Genomic DNA, 19,912 nt, shown 5'->3' on the forward strand with positions numbered 1-19,912 from the left:
CGTGCCCGACTCCAAGCACATCCTCCAACGCTGGCATCCGCTCGGACGGCTGGGGCTGTTCGCGTTCGTGTATTGCGCCAGCACCGCCCTGGGCATGCGGCTCAACGCCCCGGACGAGCACTTCTCCACCCTGTGGCCGCCCAGTGGCGTGCTGCTCGCCGCGCTGCTGCTCTCCCGCTTCCGCGACTGGCCCGCCCTCCTGCTCGCCGCCGTCCTCCTCAAGCCCTTCGTCTCCTTCCCGGGGCGCATGCCGGACCTGGGAGGCTTCCTCCTGTCCACCGGCAGCGCCCTGGAGGCCCTCGCTGGCGCCTTGCTCCTGCGCCGCTACGCCGGCTTCCGCCCCTCCCTGGAGCGCGTGCGTGACGTGCTCCTGCTGGTGGTGCTCGGCGCCCTGGCGAGCACCATGCTCGGCGCCACCCCCGGCGTCACCCTCCTGGCCCTCCAGGGCGAAATCCCCTGGCAGCACTGGGGCGGCGAGTGGCGCGTCTACTGGGTGGGTGATGCCATGGGCGTGCTGCTCGTGACTCCCGCGCTGCTCTCCTGGTCCACCCGCGGCCTCGAGGGCTGGAGCCGCGCCCGCCAGGTGGAGCTCGCCGTGCTGCTGGGGGCGCTCGTCCTCGCCGTGGACCTCGTCTTCCACGTGGGCCCCGACGCCGCCAACGCCTACCACCCCGTCAGCTACCTCGCCTTCCCCTTCATCCTCTGGGCCGCCCTGCGCTTCGAGGTCCGCGGCACCTCGGCGGCCATGATCGCCCTCACCGCCGTCACCCTCCAGCACACCCTCGCGGGCAATGGCCCCTTCGCCGTCGGGCCCCCGGGCAGCTCCAGCACCGCGCGCCTCGTCTTCCTCCAGTCCTTCCTGGCCGCCGTGGGCGTCACCGGGCTGCTGCTGGCCGCCGCCCTCGACGAGCGCCGCCGCGCCCAGGACAGGGCCACCCTCCTCAACCGCGAGCTGCGCCAGTCCCTGCACGCGCTCGCCACCGCCCAGCAGGAGCTGGTGAGCCGCGAGCGCATGGCCGCCCTCGGCGAGCTGTCCGCCAGCGTCGCCCACGAGGTGCGCAACCCCCTGGGCGTCATCGCCAACTCCGTGGCCGCCCTCTCCCGCATGGTGGAGCCCACGCACGGCACTTCCTGGGAGTTGCTCGGCGTCATGGGCGAGGAGGTCGCCCGGTTGGACCACCTCATCAACGGGCTGCTGGACTTCGCCCGCCCCCAGGTGCCCCGGCTGCTACCGCAGCCGCTCGGCCCCGTGGTGGACGGCGCCCTCGAGGCCGCCTCGCGCACCCAGCCCCATGCCACGCGCGTTCAGGTGACGCGCGACATGGAGGCGGCCCTGCCCGACGCCCCGCTGGACGCGCAACTGCTCCACCTGGCGCTCAGCAACCTCTTCACCAACGCCCTGCAGGCCATGCCCCAGGGCGGCACCCTGCACATCGGGCTCGGCCAGGTCCCGGCTCGCGGCGGCGTGCCCCAGGCCCACGTCTCCATCACCGACTCGGGCCCGGGCATCCCTCCCGAGGTCATGGCCCGTCTCTTCGAGCCCTTCTACACCACCAAGGCCTCGGGCACCGGCCTGGGGCTCGCCATCGTGCAGCGCATCGTCGAGGCCCACCACGGCTCCGTGGAGGTGCACTCCACCCCGGGCCAGGGGACGACCTTCATCGTCCTCCTGCCCCTGGCCGAGGCCTCCCGCTCCGCCGCCTGAGCCCCGCGTCAGAACGGGATGTTGCCCTCGTCGTCCCCGCCGCCGCTGTAGTCGTCGTCGCCGTGCGGAGGCGGCTCGTCACCACCGCCGTCGCCACCGCCCCGCTGCCGGGCGATCTCCGCCTCGATGGCCGCCAGCAACTGGCGCTCCCGGTCGTGCCACCGCGACTTGCTCGGATCGTTCAGCGAACGCCTCGCGCCATTCGCGTAGAACTCGAGGTCTCCCATGCTCGCGCCGCGGATGGGCGCGCCCTTGCTGCGGCCGTAGTTGGGGAACACCTCTCCTCCGCCGCCGCCCCCCCCGCCGCCACCGCCACCGCTCGAGGAGGACGCGCGCCTCGGCGCCGCCGCCGCGTCCGGCGTCGCGCCAATGCTCATCTCCCCCAGCTTCAGCGAGAAACCGTCCCCATTGCGGACCGCCGTCCCCACCCGCACCTGCTCCACGCGCCCGTCCGGGCGCCTCACTGCCACCGTCACCGGATAACCCTGATCGCTCATCCCCGCCGGAAATCACTCCCGCCCCACCGTGTCAACGACTCCGCGGGGCTGGGAGGCTCCGGCCAACCCGTCCGCCGGGCGGACAGGCACCGGGGGACGGGGGGAACGTTCTTGGGTAGACCCTCACCCTGACCCTCTCCCAGAGGGAGAGGGGATTCACACGGGAGTGAACCTGGGGTTCCCGGCCCCCCTCAGCGCAGCTCGACGCGCTCCTTGCCGCCCTTCTTGCGCACCCAGGCCTTCGGCTTCGGCGGTGCCGCCGGCTCCGGCCTCTTCGGCGCCGCCTCCGCCAGCGCCTTCGACGCCGCGCGGCCCCTCGGCAACACCACGTCCGGCACCGACTGCGGCGACGCGTCGTCCACCCACTTGTCCGGCCGCCGGTTCGACTTCACCAGCAAACGCAGCTTCTGGTAGTGCGCCGAGCAGTACCCCTTCGAGCGCGACGGCCTCTTGCACCCGATGACCGCGCACCGCTTGCCCTCCATCGCCGGGGGACGGCCCCGGCGCGCCGGCACCACCGCGGCCGCCTGAGCACCCCGCGCCGCCGGCACCACCGCGCTCCGGCCCCTCGGGGCAGCCGGCGCCGCGAGTCCCGGCAACGCCAGCTGCAGCGACTGCATCCGCTTCGTCAACGGCGCCAGGCTCTTGAGGATGTCCACCAGGTCCTCGACCACCGCCAGCCGCTCATCCATTCGCGTGATGGCCTTGTGCATGGGAGCCAGCCGCCCCCTCAACTCCGCCTGGACCATCTCCCGCAACGGTTTTTCGATCGACATGCGCGCACCATATGCCACTCAGTAGGCCCTACCGCCAGTCCCTCGGACCCCTTCTCTGTCGACCCGGCCACGTCCCCCCCTCCGTCCACCTCCTCGCATCCCATGCCGAATGCTGCGGCACTCCCGCCCCGCTTGGGGCATGGTGCACCGTCCGAGGGCACGAGGACTCCCAGACATGACTCACGATCCGACCGACTGGCTTTGCATCAACACCATCCGCACCCTCGCCATGGATGCGGTGGAACAGGCCCACTCGGGCCACCCGGGCGCGCCCATGGCGCTGGCGCCCGTGGCCTACCAGCTGTGGCAACAGGAGCTGCGCTACGACCCCACCCAGCCCATCTGGCCCAACCGGGACCGGTTCGTGCTCTCCAACGGGCACGCCTCCATGCTCCTCTACGCGCTGCTCCACCTGGCCGGCTCGCGCCGCGTCACCTCGGAGTACACCGTCGAGGACCAGGTGGCCATCGCCCTGGAGGACATCAAGAAGTTCCGCCAGCTGGACAGTTCCACTCCCGGCCACCCCGAGTACCGCTGGACGAGCGGCGTGGAGACCACCACCGGCCCGCTGGGCCAGGGCGTGGCCAACACCGTGGGCATGGCCATCGCCGGCCGCTGGCTCGCCGGGTACTTCAACCGCCCCGGCTTCGAGCTGTTCGACTACGACGTGTGGGCCATCTGCGGTGATGGAGATCTGATGGAGGGCGTGGCCAGCGAGGCCGCGTCGCTCGCCGGACACCTGAAGCTGCCCAACCTGTGCTGGGTCTACGACAGCAACCGCATCAGCATCGACGGCAGCACGGACCTGGCCTTCACCGAGGACGTGGGCAAGCGCTTCGAGGCCTATGGCTGGCGCGTGCTCCACGTGGCCGACGCCAACGACCTGGACGCGCTCTCGCAGGCCTTCCGCACCTTCAAGCAGGACCGCGGCCTGCCCACCCTCATCATCGTCACCACGCAGATCGGCTACGGCGCGCCCAAGAAGCAGGGAAGTGCCTCGGCCCACGGCGAGCCGCTGGGCGCGGAGGAAATCAAGGGCGCCAAGCGCAAGTACGGGTGGCCCGAGGACGCGCAGTTCCTGGTGCCCGAGGGCGTGCGCGAGCGCTTCGCCCAGCGCGTGGGAGAGCGGGGCCGCAAGCTGCGCACGGAGTGGGAGGCGAGGTTCGCCGAGTACCAGAAGAAGCACCCGGAGCTGGCGGAGCACCTCACGCGGATGCAGAAGCGCGAGCTGCCCGAGGGCTGGGACAAGGAGCTGCCGGTGTTCCCGGCGGACGCCAAGGGCGTGGCCACGCGCGAGTCGAGCGGCAAGGTGCTCAACGCGCTGGCGAAGAACTACCCGTGGCTGGTGGGCGGCTCGGCGGACCTGAATCCGTCCACGAAGACGTTCCTGTCGTTCTCGGGCGCGATGAAGCCGGGGGACCAGTCGGGGCGCAACATCCACTTCGGCGTGCGCGAGCATGCCATGGGCTCCATCATCAACGGCCTGGCGCTGAGCAAGGTGCGCCCCTACAGCGCCACCTTCCTCATCTTCAGCGAGTACGAGCGGCCGCCCATCCGCCTGTCGGCCATCATGGAGCTGCCGGCCATCCACATCTTCACGCATGACTCGATTGGCCTGGGCGAGGACGGCCCGACGCACCAGCCGGTGGAGCAGTTGCCGAGCCTGCGCTCGATTCCGGGCCTCATCGTGCTGCGCCCGGGAGACGCCAACGAGGTGACGGAGGCGTGGAAGGTGATTGCCCCGCTGCGGCACCAGCCGGTGGTGCTGGTGCTCACGCGGCAGGCGGTGCCCACGCTGGACCGGACGAAGTACGCGCCGGCCTCGGGCGTGGCCAAGGGGGCCTACGTGCTGTCGGACAGCAAGGGCACGCCGGACGTCATCCTGATTGGAACGGGCAGCGAGGTGTCGCTGTGCCTGCAGGCGCAGGAGCAGCTCGAGGGCCAGGGGGTGAAGGCGCGCGTGGTGAGCATGCCCTCGTGGGAGCTGTTCGAGCAGCAGGACGAGGCGTACCGCGAGCAGGTGCTGCCCTCGTCGGTGCACGCCCGTGTGGCGGTGGAGAAGGCATCCACGTTCGGCTGGGAGCGCTTCGTGGGGCTGCGCGGCGCGGTGATTGGCATGCGCAGCTTCGGTGCCTCGGCGCCGCTCAAGGCCCTGCAGCAGAAGTTCGGCTTCACCGTGGAGAACGTGGTGAAGGTGGCCCGCGAGGTCATCGAGCAGGCGAAGAAGTAGTCACCGAGCACGAAGCCCGGGCTCATTCATGGGCCCGGGCGCGTATTTGTCCACGCATCCAACCTGTCCTATACCACCCGCTGGGCGCTCTTGAACGCGCCCGGAGGAGACGATGCTCGAACGGCTGGAACTCCACCATGTCGGGCCAGCCCCGGAGCTCATCTTCGACTTTGCTCCTCGGTTGAACCTCGTCACGGGCGACAACGGAGTAGGAAAGACCTTCGTCCTCGACGTTGCCTGGTGGGCATTGACGCGAACCTGGGTGAGTCATCCCGCGTCCCCCCACCGGGGCCAAGGCATCCGACCGGCCATCTCCGTCCAGTTCGAGGGCAAGCGGAAGCCTGTCAGCTACTCCAGCTCCTATGATTTCCAGGCCCAGGCATGGACCTCGAAGGGTGGGCGGCCCGCGAATCCAGGCATGGTGCTCTATGCCCGGGTGGATGGCTCTTTCTCCGTCTGGGACCCCGCGCGCAATTATTGGAGGAACGCCCCCTCCCTGGGAGTAGACGCGCCAGACCGTCCCGCCGCCTATCATTTCGGGCCCCGGGAGGTATGGGACGGGTTGGAACAGGCCGGCAAGTATCTCTGCAATGGACTGATCCGTGACTGGGCCTCCTGGCAGGGCCGCAACGGAGAGCCCTACCATCAACTCCTCCAGGCCCTCGAGGCCTTGTCCCCCTCCGAGCAGGAGCCGCTCGTGCCAGGGGAGCTCACCCGCATCAGCCTGGAAGACGTGCGGGACATGCCGACGCTCAAGGCCCCGTATGGCCAGGAGGTGCCAGTCGTGTACGCCTCCGCGGGTGTCAAACGCGTCATCTCACTCGCGTATCTGCTCGTCTGGACGTGGCAGGAGCACCTCCAGGCAAGCCGCCTCCTGAACCAGGAGGTCACCCGCTCCATCATCTTCTTGATTGATGAGGTTGAAGCGCACCTGCACCCGCGGTGGCAACGCACGGTCTTGCGCTCACTGCTCCGTGTCATGTCGGCACTCACCGGTACCGGGGACGTGCAAGTCCAGGTGCTCGCCGTGACGCACTCGCCGCTGCTCCTGGCGTCCCTGGAACCCCTGTTCGACGCGCAAAGGGACGCGCTGTGGCATCTGAACCTGAAGAACGACAGGGTCGTCCTGGAACGGGAAGTCTGGCGCCGGCGCGGTGACGCCAACTCCTGGCTCATCTCGGATGTCTTCGAACTGGGCGAGCCCCGCTCCCTGGAAGCGGAGCAGGCCATCCACGATGCCGAGGCGCTGATGGGCCAGGAGCGGCTCGTGGACTTCGAGGAGTACGAAAGGGTCCGGAACGGGCTGTGCGCCAGCCTGCCAGATGTCGATCCCTTCTGGCTGCGGTGGAGGTTCTGGGCTCAGGAGGCAGGGCTCGAGGAATGATTCACGTCGAGAAGCAGCCCGAGCCGAGCCCACCTGGCTTCGACTTCGACCAGGAGGTACGCCAGCCTGGGTTGAGCGCGTTGGCCGAGTTGACCGGCCAGCCGCCCACCCTGCGCCGCCGCGGACCTCGAATCCAGCAGAGGGCACAGCGGCTCGAGGATCTCGGCCCCGCGGTGCTTCGCCAGTATGACTACTGGACCCGGGCCCTGGATGTGCTCCACGACGCCTACCAGGGCATCTGTGCCTACTCATGCTTCTACATCGCGCCCATCTGCGGACCGACCGTCGATCACTTCGCCGCCATGGTGAGCGCCGACCCGAGGCAGGCCTATGAATGGGATAACTACCGGCTTGCCTCTTCATTGATGAACGCCAGGAAGAGAGACTTCCAGGACGTACTCGATCCATTCGAGGTCGAGGATGGCTGGTTCGAGCTCAACCTGGGCACGTTCGAGGTCCGTCCCGCTCAGGGCCTCGATGAACCGCTGTCCGAGCGCGTGCGGAACACCATCGATCGGCTGGGACTCAACTCCCGCGAGTGCCGAAACATGCGCATCAGGTTCTTCAACAGTTACTGGCTGCCCAAGGAGCCCTCCAAACCCGTACCGCTCTGGCACCTGAGAGAGCACGCTCCCTTCCTGGAACGAGAGATGCGCCGCCAGGGCCGCATCCGTCCCGAAGATCAGGAAGCGCAGCCCTGACCCCTAGCTGGTCCGCCTCGCCTCCCACGTGGAGCGCAACAGGCCCCACACCTGCTGGTCCTTGCGCTGACCGTCGACGAAGAAGTGCTCGCGCATCACGCCCTCCAGCGTGAAGCCGAGTTTCCTCGCCAGTCCCTGGCACGCGAGGTTGTCCGGCGCGGTGGTGAGCCACACCCGGTGCAGGAAGGGCCACTCGAAGAGCCGCTCCAGCACCATCCCCACCGCCCGCGTGCCAATGCCCCGGCCGTGGTAGGCGCTGGAGAGCATGTAGCCGATCTCGATGCGCCCATGGAATCGGGACAAGTCCTTCGCGGCCACCGTGCCGACGAGGCGCCCGTCGAGCTCCACCATCCACCGGAAGCTCGTGGCCTTCGGGTCCGACAGGTCGCTGGCCGCCTCCGTGATGCGCTTGAGCAGGGATTCGCGCGTGGAGGGCTCCATCGGCACGAGCTTGCGTGACACGGGCTCGTCCCGCAGGGCCATCCAGAAGTCCAGGTGCTCGGGCAGGGCGGGAACCAGGCGCAGGTCCGGAGTCGTCATGGCCCGCCACTGTAACGCCTGCCCTCCAGGAAGCCGTGGTCCCTGTGCTCTCCACCCTGGCCCATGCGCGTAACCCCCTGGGAAAAGGCCTTCTCTTTTTCTCTATGGGACCCGTGAGCCCAGCGGCCTGGCAGGCAAGCGCCCGCTGCACGAACCGGAAACGCGCCTCAGCTTCCCGACCGCAAACGAAACACCCAAAGGGAGGGAAGACACCATGACGAAGACGAAGCTTCTGCTGGCGGGTCTCCTGGCTGGTGCGGTGGCGTTCGGGACCGGGTGCAAGACGGACAAGGGCGCCGCCAATACGAATACCGGCACGGACACGTCCAGCATGCCGACGGATGCCGGCACGGGCGGCGCGGGCGCGGACCCCATGGACCGCGAGCGCGAGGAGGTGGATCCGCTTCCGCAGGAGGGCACTCGTGAGATGGAGCCCGGCGTGCACGATGACATCCCCGCCCAGCCCGGCACGGGTGGCACGGGCCTCGAGCCGGAGCCCATGGACCGCGCGAACGACCCGCTCGGCGATGAGACCACCGATGAGCCGCTCGGCCCGGGCGCGCCGGCCAATCAGCCCGTGCCGAATGAGGACATGAACGACACCGAGCGCAGCACCGACCCCATGCAGTGACAGCTCGGGCCCGGCTTGAAATGAAACGGCCCACGGGCACGAGGCTCGTGGGCCGTCTCGTCTCGAGCGGATTCTAGAAGCCGCTCACGGCACCGCGGGCGCGGCCTGCATGGCCTCCTGCTCCGCGGCCCGGCGCTTCTCGGCCTCGGTCTTCAGGTGCTTCAGGCCCTGCTCGAAGTTGTTGCCGAGCATGGTGTTGATCATCCCGACGAAGTAGCCGCCCATGGGAGGCAGCGTGCCGCTGTCCACCCACGTCACCTTCGTCCCGCCGCCCTCCTGCGTCCACGTGAGCGAGCCGTGAGCGTTGACCTCCTCGCGCGTCTCGATCATCTCGTCCACCCACACGCCCGAGGCCACATCACTCTTCGTGATGGTCATCTTCCCGAGCCCCATCTTCGGGCCCTGCCACGCCCACCACGCGCCCACGCCCGAGGCGGGACCGCCGTACTCGTTCTTCACCTCGGGGTCCATGTCCTTGGTCCACGCGGCCCACGACTGCCAGGCCTTGAGGTCATTCACGAGCGGATGGATGTGCTCGGGCGAGGCGTTGATGACGATCGACCGCTCCACCTTCCACTGCCTCGGCAGGAACAGGCCCACCACCGTCAACACCACCACGAGCCCCACCAACCCCAGCCCCACACGCTTCAACACGCGCTTCATTCACTCCCCTTGTCACCCGGACGAAGCCGGCGCGGCACCATACACCGGCGCATGCTGGCGCCAGAGTTCACGCGCCTCTTCCACGCGCACGGCGCGGAACCGCACGGGCGCGCCCGGCCGGCGAGCGGCCAGAGAGCCCCAATCCGCGCGGATGACCACACCGAGCACCGGATAGCCCCCCATGGTGGGATGGTCCGGCCCGAGCACGATGATTTCACCCGAGGCCGGCACCTGGAGGGCCCCGCGCACCATGGGCCCCGAGAGTCCCGAGCCCTCATCCGCCTGGGACAGCGCCGGCCCCCGCAGCCGCATGCCCACGCGGTCGCTCGTGGGAGACACGGTGAAGTCTCCCTCCAGCAACACCTCCACCGCGTCCGCGCCGAAGCGCCCCAGGTCCGGCCCCAGCACTACGCGCACCTCGGACTCCAGCGGCAGCTCCTGGCCCGGTGCCTCGCGCGCGCCACCTCCCGCACCGAGCGGCAGCACATCCCCGCCCTTCAACACCCGGCCCTCGAGTCCTCCCAACCGGGCCACCGGCAGCGTGCCCCGGCCTCCGAGCACCTCGGGCACATCGAATCCACCGTCCACCGCGGCGTAGCGCACCACACCCGCCTCGGGCGCCGGTACGGTGAAGTGGCCACCCGCCTCCACCCGGAAGGCCTCGCCGCCCACCGAGACCCACGCGCCGCGCCCATGCAGCCGCAGCTCCACGCGCCCGTAACACTCCAGCGCCGCCGCGCTCCACACGTTGCCCACCGCGCGGTTCGCCGCCGCCAGCCACTCGGGCACCAGCGCGCCTCCCGGTGGCACACCCTGGTGCATGAGGCCCATGCGGCCCGCGTCCTGCACCATCACCAGCCCACCGGCGCCGAGCACCTCCAGCCACGCGTCCATTCAGTCCACCCGCTCGAAGAGGATCCGGTCCCCCAGGCGCAGCAGCGCACCGGAGCCGGGCTGGAAGGCGGTGAAGTCCACGGCGGTGCCAATCAGGTTCCACCCGCCCGGCGAGGCGAACGGGTAGATGCCCGTACGGCGCCCGGCGAGCCCCACCGAGAAGGCCGGCACGCGGGGCCTCGGCGTGGCCAGCCGGGGAACGGCGATTCGCCCATCCACCTCGCCCAGGTACGCGAAGCCGGGGAGGAAACCCATGCTGCGCACCGTGTACTCATGCGAGGCGTGCAGCAGCGCCACGTCGTCCACCGAGAGGCCCACGCGCTCGGCCACCGCCTCCAGGTCCGGCCCGTCGTAGCGCACGCGCACGGTGACGAGTGGTGGCTCCTCCTTCAGCGCCGGCGTCACCGCCAACCGGCCCAGCACCCGCCGGGGATCCTCGGGAGGCGCCGCCGGGTCGAAGTACACGCACGCGTGCTCCTCGCCCACCACCACGTCCACCACCCCGGGCTCGGCCTTCAGGGACTCCAGCACCGCGCGCCGCTCCAGCCGCACGGGCAGGACGAGCCGCAACGCGCCCTCGCCGAGGGACTCGGAGCGCAGGGACAGCACCTCCAGCACCGCGCGCACCTCGCGGGCCATGTCCACCGCGCCCGGCGAATCCCCGTGCACGCACAGGGTGTCCACCGTTCCACCGAGCGCCAGCCGCAGCGCGTTGTCCCGGGCCACCGAGGGGTCGCTCAGCACCGCCCCCGGCTGCCCCCGCGGAATGAGGGAACCATCGGGCCGGGTGCCACGGTCCGCGAAGCCCTCACGCGCATAGGAGAGCCCCGCGGCCCGGGCGGCCTCGCGCAGCGCCCCCGCGCCCGGTCCGAGGAAGGTGATGCCGGGGCCGAGCGCCTCGACGACGCCCTCCACGACGGCGCGGGCGAGCGCGGGGTCGCGGTTGGCGGCGTGGTACAGGGCGCCGTGGGGCTTGGCGTAGCGCACGGGCACGCCCACCTCGGAGGCCAGGGCGACCAGGCGGGCGCACTGGGCGGCCACCTGGGCGCGGAGCTCCTCCGGGGCCACCTGGAGCTCCTGCCGGCCGAAGTTCGCGCGGTCCTCGAAGGACGGATGCGCCCCGGCCCGGGTCCCATTGCGGGCACAGGCCTCCAGGGCCCGGCGCATGGACCGCTCGTCACCCGCGTGCCCGCCGCAGGCGATGTTCGCCACCTGCGCGGACGCGTAGAGCCGCTCGTCTTCCTCGGGCAGCTCACCCAGATCGATGTTGAGGAGACACTCCGCCATGACTGTCGCCCCCCTGCCTCGTGTGGAACCAACCGGCCAGGATGCTCGCACCATAGCGGCTGCGCCTCCCTCCAGTCTTGATTTCACGCGAGGAGTCACACCTTCTCGACACCCTTGGCGTGAGGAAGCCGCGCCTGCAGCCACTTCACCAGGAGCGCGGCCTTGTGCTTATCGCTCCACTGCGCGAGGGTCTGGTTCGGCTTCGCGGAGATCTCGAGGGTGGGGCACCAGAGCGTCATCACCGTCATCGTGCCCTCATCGCTGTACTCATAGGGGCGCTGGTCGAGGAAGACGGACTTCACCTTGCTCCACGGCACGCTGAGCCGATTCCTCCGGCCATCGCACGACGGCACCGAGAGCATCTGGTTCCGCTCGTCGAGAATCAAATCGGGATCGAGCGCGGCCAGCTTCGAGTGCTGCCTCTTCGCGAAGATCACGCCCGTGGCGATGACCGCCACCCAGGCGAGCACCGCGACCATCAGCGACGGATAGACCGACATCACGATCGCCAGCACGAACATCGACACGAAGGATGCACACCCCACGGCAATGGTTCCCACGGCCAGCGGGCTCATCTCGTCCGTCAACCGCACGTGCACGCGGCCAGCGCGCTTGAATACCCCCAACCGGCCCTCCTCCCCGCCGCGCAGCACATGCCGCACCCCCATGAGCATCACCATGTTGAACGGGGTCATGAACATCAGCAGGAAGAGATACATCCCATCCACGCCGGTGATGAGCACCCCGTCCCCAGGCGACTCCGGGTCGTAGAACACCGGGACGCTGGCCCCCACGGGAAAGCGCCGCGCCAGGTCCTCCACCCTGCCCCTGTTCGAGGAGCTCCACGCGCCGTGCCTGTACCGGGAGCCCTCGTACGCCCGCCCCCCCACCTCATAGGCGTAGCGCGCCTCGAAGCCGTAGCTGTCCTCATCTCTCACCACCTCGCTGTGCGTGATGGTGCCGGAAGCGCTGGGATGGAACGCCGAGAGGCTCTGCCGCGCGAGGGTGTGGAGGATCCACCCATCCAGCACCAGCACGGGGGCCATCACGAGGGGGAGGATCAACAGCAGCATCACGCGGTACGAGGCACTCATGGCCTCATCCTACATCCACCCGGAGTCCCTGAAATCCGGGGGCCAACCGTGCTCGAATAAATCCCGCGTGCCCCCGTCTGAAGCGGTGTCGACGAAAACGACCCCAAAACAAACCCAAGGATGAACACCATGAACCGCATTTCCTCCGCCCTTCTCGCCTCCCTCCTTCTCGCCGGCAGCGCCCAGGCCCAGCAGTGGGGCAACAACCGGGGCGAACGTGCCCAGAACCGCCACGAGGTCCGCTCGGACCGGCAGGAGCTCCGGGACGACCGCCGTGACGTGGCCGAGCTGGAGAACGTGCTGGCGCGCTTCGACCAGGCGTGGTCGCGGCAGGACGATCGCGAGATGACGGCGGTGGAGGGGAGGCTGCGCGAGCTGCTGCGCAAGGAGCTGTCCGAGAGCCGCGCCGAGTTGGAGAAGGACAAGCGCGAGATCCACCGGAGCAACCGCGAGGTGCGCCGGGACCGCAACTGGGGCCGTGGGGGAGCGGATGACCGGCGCGACCGCCGGGACGACGTCCGGGACGCGCGCGTCGAGGCGGCCACGCTGCAGACGCGCATGGCGATCGCCCGGGAGCTGAACTGGGTGATGGGCAACCGCAACTACTCGGACCTGCAGCGCCAGCGCAACCTCATCGTGCAGCTCGTGCAGATCGCCCGGCAGGAGGTGCAGCAGACGAAGCAGGAGCTGCGCGAGGACCACCGGGAGCGCCGCGAGGACCGCCGCGACGACCGCCGCGAGTCGCGCCGGGGCTGGTAATACGCACCACTCCCTCTCCCCTCGGGAGAGGGTCGGGGTGAGGGTATCCGGTTCCCAGGTTGGAACCGTGAGCCCCACCCCGGACTCCCCTGCCCACTACAGAGGAGGCAGGGACTTGCGGACGCTCTCGCGGGACTCCATGCGATTGACCCAGGCCTTCACGTTCGGGAAGGCCTCGAGGTCCACGCCCATGGGGGTGCGCAGGAACAGGCCGGACACGATGGAGAAGTCCGCGAGCGTCAGCTTCCCGCCGAGGAACTCCCTGCCCGTGAGCGTCGTCTCCAGCAGGGCGAGATCCCTGCGGACCTTCTCCAGGCCGGCGGCGTACTTCGCCTCGTCCTTGGAGCGGTTGAAGAACTTCGCGTAGATGGTCTCGCTCATCACCTCGCCGGTGGAAAGGGCGAAGGTGGTGGCCTGCCACTGGAGCCACTGCTGCACCTGGGCCATGCCGCGCGCGTCGGTGGGGAGCAGCCCGCTCTCGGGCTTCTTCGCGGCCAGGTAACAGAGGATGGCGTTGGACTCCCAGACACAGAAGCCGTCGTCATCGACGAGCGTGGGCACCTTGCCGTTGGGGTTCTTCGCGAGGAACTCGGGCGCCTTGTGCTCGCCCTTCATCAGGTCCACGGTGACGAGGGTGACGGGCAGGCCGAGCTCGTGGACGACGGCGCGGCACTTGAAAGCGGCACTGGAAAACGGGTGCTCGTAGAGCTTCATGGTGTTTCTCCTGGGGAAGGGAGGGGCCCCCTATACGCCAGCTCCCCAGCGGACGCGAGCCATGAGCGGGGCCCTCCTGCCTCCGGCTCCCGGGCGGGCGGGCGAGGGCCCCGAGCGCCCGGAGGATGACACCCGCGGGCTCGGACAGCAGCCGGGCGGACACTGTCCCGGCTGGAGCCCCGACACAAAGGATGGAATCCGCCCGGGGACCGGTATTGTGTGCCCCTGCCCATGTCCAAGCCCTCCATCTTCCAGGTCCTCCGCAGCCCGCGTGCCTGGCTCCTCGTGGCGCTCGGCTTCGCCTCCGGTCTGCCCCTGCTCCTCGTGGGTGGCACCCTCTCCGCCTGGATGACCAACGAGGGCGTCAATCTCAAGACGATTGGCATCTTCACCCTCGTCTCCTCGCCCTACACCTTCAAGTTCATCTGGGCGCCGTTGATGGACCGCTTCGCCCCGCCCTTCATGGGCCGGCGCCGCGGCTGGATGATGCTCACGCAGCTGGGCCTCATGGCCGCCATCGCCGCCATGGGCTTCGTCAATCCGAAGGACGACCCCTTCACCATGGCGAGCCTCGCCCTGCTGGTATCCTTCCTCTCCGCCAGCCAGGACGTCGTCTCCGACGCGTGGCGCACCGACACCCTCTCCGAGGCCGAGCGCGGCTTCGGCGTCGCCACCTTCGTCATGGGCTACCGCTTCGGGATGATCGCCTCCGGTGCCGTGGCCCTCAGCCTCTCGCAGTTCATCGGCTGGTCCCAGACGTATTGGATCATGGCCTCGTTCATGCTGGTGGGCGTGGTGGCCACGGTGCTCGCCGCCGAGCCCCAGGGACAGCGTCCGCCGCGCACCCTCACCGAGGCCGCCGTCGTCCCCTTCGTCGACTACTTCCGCCGCGATGGCGCCCTGCTCGCCCTGCTCTTCCTGCTCCTCTACAAGCTGGGGGATGCCGTGGCCGGTGGAATGACCACGCCTTTCTTCCTCAAGCTGGGCTTCTCCAACCTGGAGGTCGGCACCATCAGCAAGGGCGTGGGCATGGCGGCCACCATCGTGGGCGCGCTCTTCGGGGGCGCGTTGCTCGCGAAGCTGGGCATGCGGCGCAGCCTCTTCATCTTCGGCGCGCTCCAGGCCCTCACCAACCTGACCTTCATGGCGCTCGCGTTGATCGGCAAGAACCACCTCATGCTGGCGGTGGCCATCTGCACGGACAACGTATGCGGCGGCATGGCCACCACGGCCTTCGGCGCCTTCACCATGTCGCTGTGCAACAAGCGCTTCAGCGCCACCCAGTTCGCGCTGCTGTCCGCGCTGGCCAACTTCGGCGGCCGCATGCTCACCGCCACCTCCGGCTTCCTCGCCGAGGGCATGGGCTGGGCCGGCTTCTTCGGCCTCACGGTGGTGCTCGCGCTGCCGGCGCTCGTGCTCCTCAAGTTCCTCCCCGAGGGCATCGCCGCCCCCGTGGCGGAGCCGGAGCCCGCGCCCGCCGACTCAACCGCCGCCCCCGCCATGGCTCGCTGAGAGCCCGCGGGGGCACGACCGCCTCACCGCCCGTCTGCCCCCCAGCCTGACCCGGCTGCTTCCTTGCCGCCGGGCGGGCACGTCATGACCGTTTAGGTTCGGAGGTATTCCATCATGGCGAACCAGGACAGACGGCCACCCCCGCAGCCCGCCGAGGACATGTTCGGACGCCCCACGGACGTGCGGAACGAACAGGAAGAGCGGGAGCCCACCCGCGAGCAACAAGGCGCGCACCAGATACCCCGGCACGAGCCCCCCGACGACTTCCACAAGCGCTGTGAGGAGGAGGCCGAGGAGGAAGCCGCCTGCGGAGGCGTGGGCGAGATTCCGGACGGCGACGGCGTGCGAAGTGATCTCGGGACCAATCCGCTTCCCGACGGCTACTGGTCGGCCTACCCTGGCAAGAAGCCAGACGGGTACTGAGCGGCGGCACGACGCCCACGCACTGTTCTGGCAGGAGAACAATCGTGGGCGCATCCCTCGATGACCTGGTGGCCATGACGGTGTTCGCCCGCGTCGTGGAGGCGCACTCCTTCTCGGGGGCGGCGGCCCGGCTCGGCCTGTCCAAGTCGGCGGTGAGCACCCGCGTGGCCGGGCTCGAGCGCCGGCTCGGGGTGAGGTTGCTGCAACGCACCACGCGCAGCCTGTCCGTCACGCCCGAGGGCGCCCAGCTCTACGAGCGCTGCGCGCAGCTGCTCTCGGTGGCGGACGAGGCCTCGGACCTGCTGGGCAACGTGGGCACGCTCCCCGAGGGCACCGTGCGCGTCGTGGCGCCGGTGGGCCTCGCCCTGCACCCGCTGCCCTCCCTGCTGGAGAAGTTCGCCGAGCGCTACCCCCGCGTCCAGGTGGAGCTGTCCGCATCGGACCGGCGGGTGGACCCGCTCACCGAGAACGTCGACGTCGCGGTGCGCTTCTTCCCCCGTCCCCACGAGCGCTCCCTCATCGAGCGCCGGCTCGGCACGGAGAAGCGGCTCATCTGCGGGGCACCGTCCTACTTCGCCCGGCGCGCTCCCCCCCACACGCCGCACGACCTGGCCTCGCACAACTGCCTGCGCCTGAAGGACAGCAAGTGGGACTTCCGGCTGGAGGGCCACACCACCGTCGTCCCCGTGTCGGGCACGCTCGTGGTGGATGACATCGCCGTGCTGCGCGAGGCGGCGCTCGAGGGCCTGGGGCTGGCGCGGCTGCCGCGCTCGCTCGTGGTCGCGGACCTGCGGGAGGGGCGGCTGCTCTCGGTGCTCGACGCGTACGCGCCCGAGCCGCTCGTCATCTCCCTCGTCTACCCGCAGCGCAAGCACCTGCCCCAGCGGGTGCGCGTGTTCGTCGACTTCATGACCGAGCACTTCCGCAAGGTGTTCCGCGGCGGGTGACGCGCCCTCAGGCCGCGGAGGCGGCGGGGGCTTCCTGCTCCTCGTCCTGCTTCCTCAAGGGCACGCTCAAGGCCGACAGGCACGAGGCGCTCGCGCACACGGCCATCACGGCCGCCATGGGCAGCAGGCTCCCGTCGTTGAGGAGCCCCACGCCCGCCGAGGCCACGGCGGACACGGCGAACTGCAGCGAGCCGAGGACGGCGGAGGCCACACCGGCCCGGGCGCCGTGCTCCTCCATGGCCAGCGCGGCCGCGTTGGGCATCACGAAGCCGAGGCTGCCGATGAACAGGAACAGGGCGGGGGCGAGCGTGTAGACGCGTCCGAGCCCGCTCACGGCCAGCACCAGGAGGACGATGCCCATGAGGACCATGAAGAGCGTCGCCGAGAGGGCGAGGCGCTCGGGCGAGCGGCGGACCAGGAGCCGCCGGTTGAGCTGGCCCACGCAGATGTAGCCCAGGGCATTCGCGGCGAAGAGCCAGGCGAAGCGCTCCGGCGAGACATGGAGCACCTCCATGAACACGAAGGGCGCGCCGGAGATATAGGCGAACATGCCGGACTGCGCGAAGCCACCGGCGAACGTGGCGGTGAGGAAGCGCCGGTCCGTGAAGAGGACGCGCAGGTTCGCCCCGAGCGAGCTGCCGGCGCCGGGCTGCCGGGAAGGAGACGAGGTGCCGGGAATGGCCACCAGTGCGAGCCCCAGGGCCAGGGTGCCGAGCACCGTGAGCACCCCGAAGATGGCCCGCCAGCCGGCGACACGGAGCACCTGGCCGCCCAGGAGCGGGGCGAGGATGGGGGCCGCGCCCATGATGAGCATGAGCACGGAGAGCACGCGGGCAATCTCCCGGCCGCTGTAGAGGTCCCGCACGATGGCACGCGCGATGACGGCGCCGGCGGCACCGCCCACCGCCTGGAGGAAGCGCAGGGCGATGAGCCACTGGACGCTCGGCGCGAAGGCACAGGCGGCGGACGCGAGGATGTAGAGCACGATGCCCGCGAGGAGCGGCTTCCGGCGGCCGAACCGGTCCGAGAGAGGGCCATACATGAACTGGCCGATACCCAGTCCCGCCATGAACGCCGCCAGGGTGAGCTGGACCTGGGAGGCGGACGTCCCCAGCTCGGCCTGGATGGTGGGCAGGCTCGGCAGGTACATGTCGATGGACAGCGGACCGAAGGCCGTCAGGGTGCCCAGCACGAACAGCAACAGGGCGCGCCGCCGGGGCGCGGTAGAGAAACTCATCGTGCTTGTCTAACCACCGGCACGGGGGCGGCCCAAGGCTGGCCGGGCGGAAACAGTGTTCCGCCAGGAGAACAATGGGCCCCCAGGCGCTTCACGCGGGAGGCTTCGTCATCCTGGGCAGACGCACGAGGAAGGACGTTCCCTTCTCCGGGGTGCTCTCCACACAGATGCTGCCTCCATGCGCCTCGGCGACGCCCTTCACCAGCGTCAGCCCGATTCCCCAGCCCTTCTTTCCACTGACCTCCGCGCTCCTGGCGCGGGCGAGGTACTGGAAGAGCGTCCGCTGCTCCTCGGGGGGGATGGGGTTTCCCCAGTTGTGGACGGCGAGCTCCACCTCTTCGCCGTGCTGCTCCAGGCTCACGGTCACCTGCCGCGTCGCATCGCCGTACTTGATGGCATTGCCGCAGAGGTTATCGAGGAGCCTGCGCAGGGCCCGCGCATCCCAGCGGCCCTCCATCCGCATCTCGCCCCGGAGGTGGAAGCGCTCCCCATGGACGCTCGAGAGCTCCTCCAGCGCGTCGGCCACCACCTGCCGCAGCTCGCAATCGGCCACCTCGATGGGCAGCCCCTGGCCCGCGCGGATGCGGTTGGAGTCCAGCAGGTCGGTGATCATCTGGTCCGCGCGGTCGATGTTCTGCCGCACCCGGGCCGCGAGCGAGTAGACCTTGTCGGGCAGGTTGGGCTGGCGGGGAATGAGCTGGGCGCTCATCTTCGCCGCGGTCAGCGGCGTGCGGAGATCATGGCTGAGGGCCGAGACGAATTGATCTCGCAGCTCCCGCTCGAGCCGCAGTTGCGACAGGGTGGTCTCCGCGTCTTCCCGGGCCAGCTGCTCGCTGTTGAGGAACCTCGCGAACAGCTCCTCGGACTCCTTGCCCTGGGTGATGTCGAGCACGAACGCGACATTCCTGGATCGGCCCTCGTCGATGAAGGCACACCCCAGCAGGATCCAGACGACGCGGCCATCCGGGAGGATGTAGCGCTTCTCGTAGGGCGTGCAGACGCCCTCGGGGGATTCGAGCATCTCCTTCGCCGCGGCCTGGTCCTTCTCCAGCTCCTCCGCGGGCGTGATGGCATCCCAGCGGACCTTCCCCGCGAGGACGTCCTCCCGGCTCACCCCCAGCAACCGGGCGTAGTACTCGTTCACGTCGTAGAGGGCGCCGTGGATGTCGCCAAAGACGATGCCGATCAGGTTGGACTCGAAGAGCCGCCGGAACTTGTTCTCGCTCTCCGCGAGGCTCCTGCGCTCGGCCTGGACCCTGTCCTGGAGGCGCACGTTCTCCAGCGCCACCTCGGCCAGGGCCCGGAGCGACTCCAGCATCCGCAGGTCCTCCTCGGTGAAGGGCTGGTGGCCCTTCTTGTCGTGCAGCTCGAAGCACCCCACCATCACCCCGGAGCGGTCGAAGAGGGGCAGGTCGATCAGGTTCTGGAAGCCCCGGAGCTCGCGCAGCCACTGCAGGACGTGCTCATCATGGGCCGCGTCGTTCGAGATGTACGGCTCGCCGGTGAGCAGCACGTGGCCGGGAACTCCCTCGCCCGGCTCGAAGGAGACGTTGCGCGGTTCGATGTCCCGCCCCTCCCGCCACAGGGACTCCATGATGACCATGCGGCCATCCACCACCCGGCCCCAGACGCCCTCGGTGGCATCCACCAGCTCCATGGCCGTCCAGACGAGCTTCCGGATGACGTCCAGGTCATCGAGCCCCGAGTTGAAGTGCCTGGCCGCGTGCGTCAGCAGCTCCACCTGCCGCTCCCGGCGCTCGAGCCGCTCCTCGGATTGCCGGAGCTCCGCCTCCAACTGCCGGACGCGGCGCTCGAGCTCGGGATTCCCTCCCCTCCACGTATCCTGGATGGCCATGCCCAGTGGATAAGACTCCGGCCGGGACAGCACCAGCCGGAGAAACGAATTCAAGAGAGCAAA

General features: G+C 69.7%; 19 protein-coding genes. 9 read left to right on the forward strand and 10 right to left on the reverse strand.

Translation table 11 applies throughout. The features are described from left to right. Position 1 precedes the first annotated feature (1 nt). Complete coding sequence (locus BO221_RS34845; RefSeq protein ID WP_073565187.1) at positions 2-1,705, forward strand: MASE1 domain-containing protein; 1,704 nt, start codon at positions 2-4, stop codon at positions 1,703-1,705. An 8-nt stretch (positions 1,706-1,713) separates the two neighbouring features. On the opposite strand, the gene BO221_RS34850 is transcribed toward BO221_RS34845, so the two are convergent. Continuing rightward, positions 1,714-2,202, reverse strand: coding sequence for a hypothetical protein (locus BO221_RS34850; protein WP_073565188.1), 489 nt, complete (start codon positions 2,200-2,202; stop codon positions 1,714-1,716). 191 nt (positions 2,203-2,393) lie between these two features. Beyond that, on the reverse strand, positions 2,394-2,978 hold the full coding sequence (locus BO221_RS34855) for a hypothetical protein (protein WP_073565189.1): 585 nt from the start codon (positions 2,976-2,978) through the stop codon (positions 2,394-2,396). A 175-nt stretch (positions 2,979-3,153) separates the two neighbouring features. Between BO221_RS34855 and tkt the strand changes: the two genes are divergently transcribed. The 3 genes from tkt to BO221_RS34870 all read left to right on the forward strand — a co-directional run bounded on the left by tkt (position 3,154) and on the right by BO221_RS34870 (position 7,293). Then, complete coding sequence (gene tkt / locus BO221_RS34860) at positions 3,154-5,208, forward strand: transketolase (protein WP_143195867.1); 2,055 nt, start codon at positions 3,154-3,156, stop codon at positions 5,206-5,208. Between the two features lie 112 nt (positions 5,209-5,320). Then, positions 5,321-6,592: an AAA family ATPase gene (locus BO221_RS34865; RefSeq protein ID WP_073565191.1), complete on the forward strand. Its 1,272-nt coding sequence runs from the start codon at positions 5,321-5,323 to the stop codon at positions 6,590-6,592. Beyond that, complete coding sequence (locus BO221_RS34870; protein WP_073565192.1) at positions 6,589-7,293, forward strand: hypothetical protein; 705 nt, start codon at positions 6,589-6,591, stop codon at positions 7,291-7,293. Before BO221_RS34865 ends, BO221_RS34870 begins: the two co-directional genes overlap by 4 nt. Before the next feature lie 3 nt (positions 7,294-7,296). Here BO221_RS34870 and BO221_RS34875 read toward each other — a convergent pair whose 3' ends face one another. Then, positions 7,297-7,833, reverse strand: a complete 537-nt coding sequence (locus BO221_RS34875) for a GNAT family N-acetyltransferase (RefSeq protein ID WP_073565193.1) — start codon at positions 7,831-7,833, stop codon at positions 7,297-7,299. 214 nt (positions 7,834-8,047) lie between these two features. Here BO221_RS34875 and BO221_RS34880 point away from each other — a divergent pair, with 214 nt between their 5' ends. Beyond that, positions 8,048-8,464: a hypothetical protein gene (locus tag BO221_RS34880; RefSeq protein ID WP_073565194.1), complete on the forward strand. Its 417-nt coding sequence runs from the start codon at positions 8,048-8,050 to the stop codon at positions 8,462-8,464. An 84-nt stretch (positions 8,465-8,548) separates the two neighbouring features. On the opposite strand, the gene BO221_RS34885 is transcribed toward BO221_RS34880, so the two are convergent. The 4 genes from BO221_RS34885 to BO221_RS34900 all read right to left on the reverse strand — a co-directional run bounded on the left by BO221_RS34885 (position 8,549) and on the right by BO221_RS34900 (position 12,402). After that, positions 8,549-9,127, reverse strand: coding sequence for an SRPBCC family protein (locus tag BO221_RS34885; protein WP_073565195.1), 579 nt, complete (start codon positions 9,125-9,127; stop codon positions 8,549-8,551). A 12-nt stretch (positions 9,128-9,139) separates the two neighbouring features. Continuing rightward, positions 9,140-10,021: a biotin-dependent carboxyltransferase family protein gene (locus BO221_RS34890; RefSeq protein WP_073565196.1), complete on the reverse strand. Its 882-nt coding sequence runs from the start codon at positions 10,019-10,021 to the stop codon at positions 9,140-9,142. Then, entirely contained in the window at positions 10,022-11,308 is a 1,287-nt protein-coding gene (locus BO221_RS34895) for a LamB/YcsF family protein (protein ID WP_073565197.1), read from the reverse strand. It abuts the gene before it with no gap. 95 nt (positions 11,309-11,403) lie between these two features. Continuing rightward, the gene (locus BO221_RS34900; RefSeq protein ID WP_073565198.1) at positions 11,404-12,402 is read right to left on the reverse strand and encodes a DUF3592 domain-containing protein; all 999 of its coding nucleotides are present in this window, start codon (positions 12,400-12,402) and stop codon (positions 11,404-11,406) included. 129 nt (positions 12,403-12,531) lie between these two features. Between BO221_RS34900 and BO221_RS34905 the strand changes: the two genes are divergently transcribed. Next, a complete protein-coding gene (locus BO221_RS34905) occupies positions 12,532-13,161 on the forward strand; it encodes a hypothetical protein (RefSeq protein ID WP_073565504.1) in 630 nt (209 codons plus the stop codon). A gap of 96 nt (positions 13,162-13,257) precedes the next feature. Here BO221_RS34905 and BO221_RS34910 read toward each other — a convergent pair whose 3' ends face one another. Then, a complete protein-coding gene (locus BO221_RS34910) occupies positions 13,258-13,875 on the reverse strand; it encodes a glutathione S-transferase family protein (protein WP_073565199.1) in 618 nt (205 codons plus the stop codon). 231 nt (positions 13,876-14,106) lie between these two features. On the opposite strand from BO221_RS34910, the gene BO221_RS34915 reads away from it, so the two are divergent. The 3 genes from BO221_RS34915 to BO221_RS34925 all read left to right on the forward strand — a co-directional run bounded on the left by BO221_RS34915 (position 14,107) and on the right by BO221_RS34925 (position 16,757). Continuing rightward, entirely contained in the window at positions 14,107-15,387 is a 1,281-nt protein-coding gene (locus BO221_RS34915) for an MFS transporter (RefSeq protein ID WP_073565200.1), read from the forward strand. Between the two features lie 114 nt (positions 15,388-15,501). After that, complete coding sequence (locus BO221_RS34920; protein ID WP_073565201.1) at positions 15,502-15,810, forward strand: hypothetical protein; 309 nt, start codon at positions 15,502-15,504, stop codon at positions 15,808-15,810. Positions 15,811-15,854: 44 nt separating this feature from the next. Next, complete coding sequence (locus BO221_RS34925) at positions 15,855-16,757, forward strand: LysR family transcriptional regulator (RefSeq protein ID WP_083681828.1); 903 nt, start codon at positions 15,855-15,857, stop codon at positions 16,755-16,757. A 7-nt stretch (positions 16,758-16,764) separates the two neighbouring features. Here BO221_RS34925 and BO221_RS34930 read toward each other — a convergent pair whose 3' ends face one another. Together BO221_RS34930 and BO221_RS34935 are read right to left on the reverse strand one after the other, a co-directional pair. Further along, on the reverse strand, positions 16,765-17,994 hold the full coding sequence (locus tag BO221_RS34930; RefSeq protein ID WP_073565202.1) for a Bcr/CflA family multidrug efflux MFS transporter: 1,230 nt from the start codon (positions 17,992-17,994) through the stop codon (positions 16,765-16,767). A gap of 91 nt (positions 17,995-18,085) precedes the next feature. After that, on the reverse strand, positions 18,086-19,903 hold the full coding sequence (locus tag BO221_RS34935; RefSeq protein WP_158079964.1) for an ATP-binding protein: 1,818 nt from the start codon (positions 19,901-19,903) through the stop codon (positions 18,086-18,088). Between the last annotated feature and the right edge of the window lie 9 nt (positions 19,904-19,912).

The sequence above is a fragment of the Archangium sp. Cb G35 genome (assembly GCF_001896145.1).
Classification (GTDB): domain Bacteria; phylum Myxococcota; class Myxococcia; order Myxococcales; family Myxococcaceae; genus Archangium; species Archangium violaceum.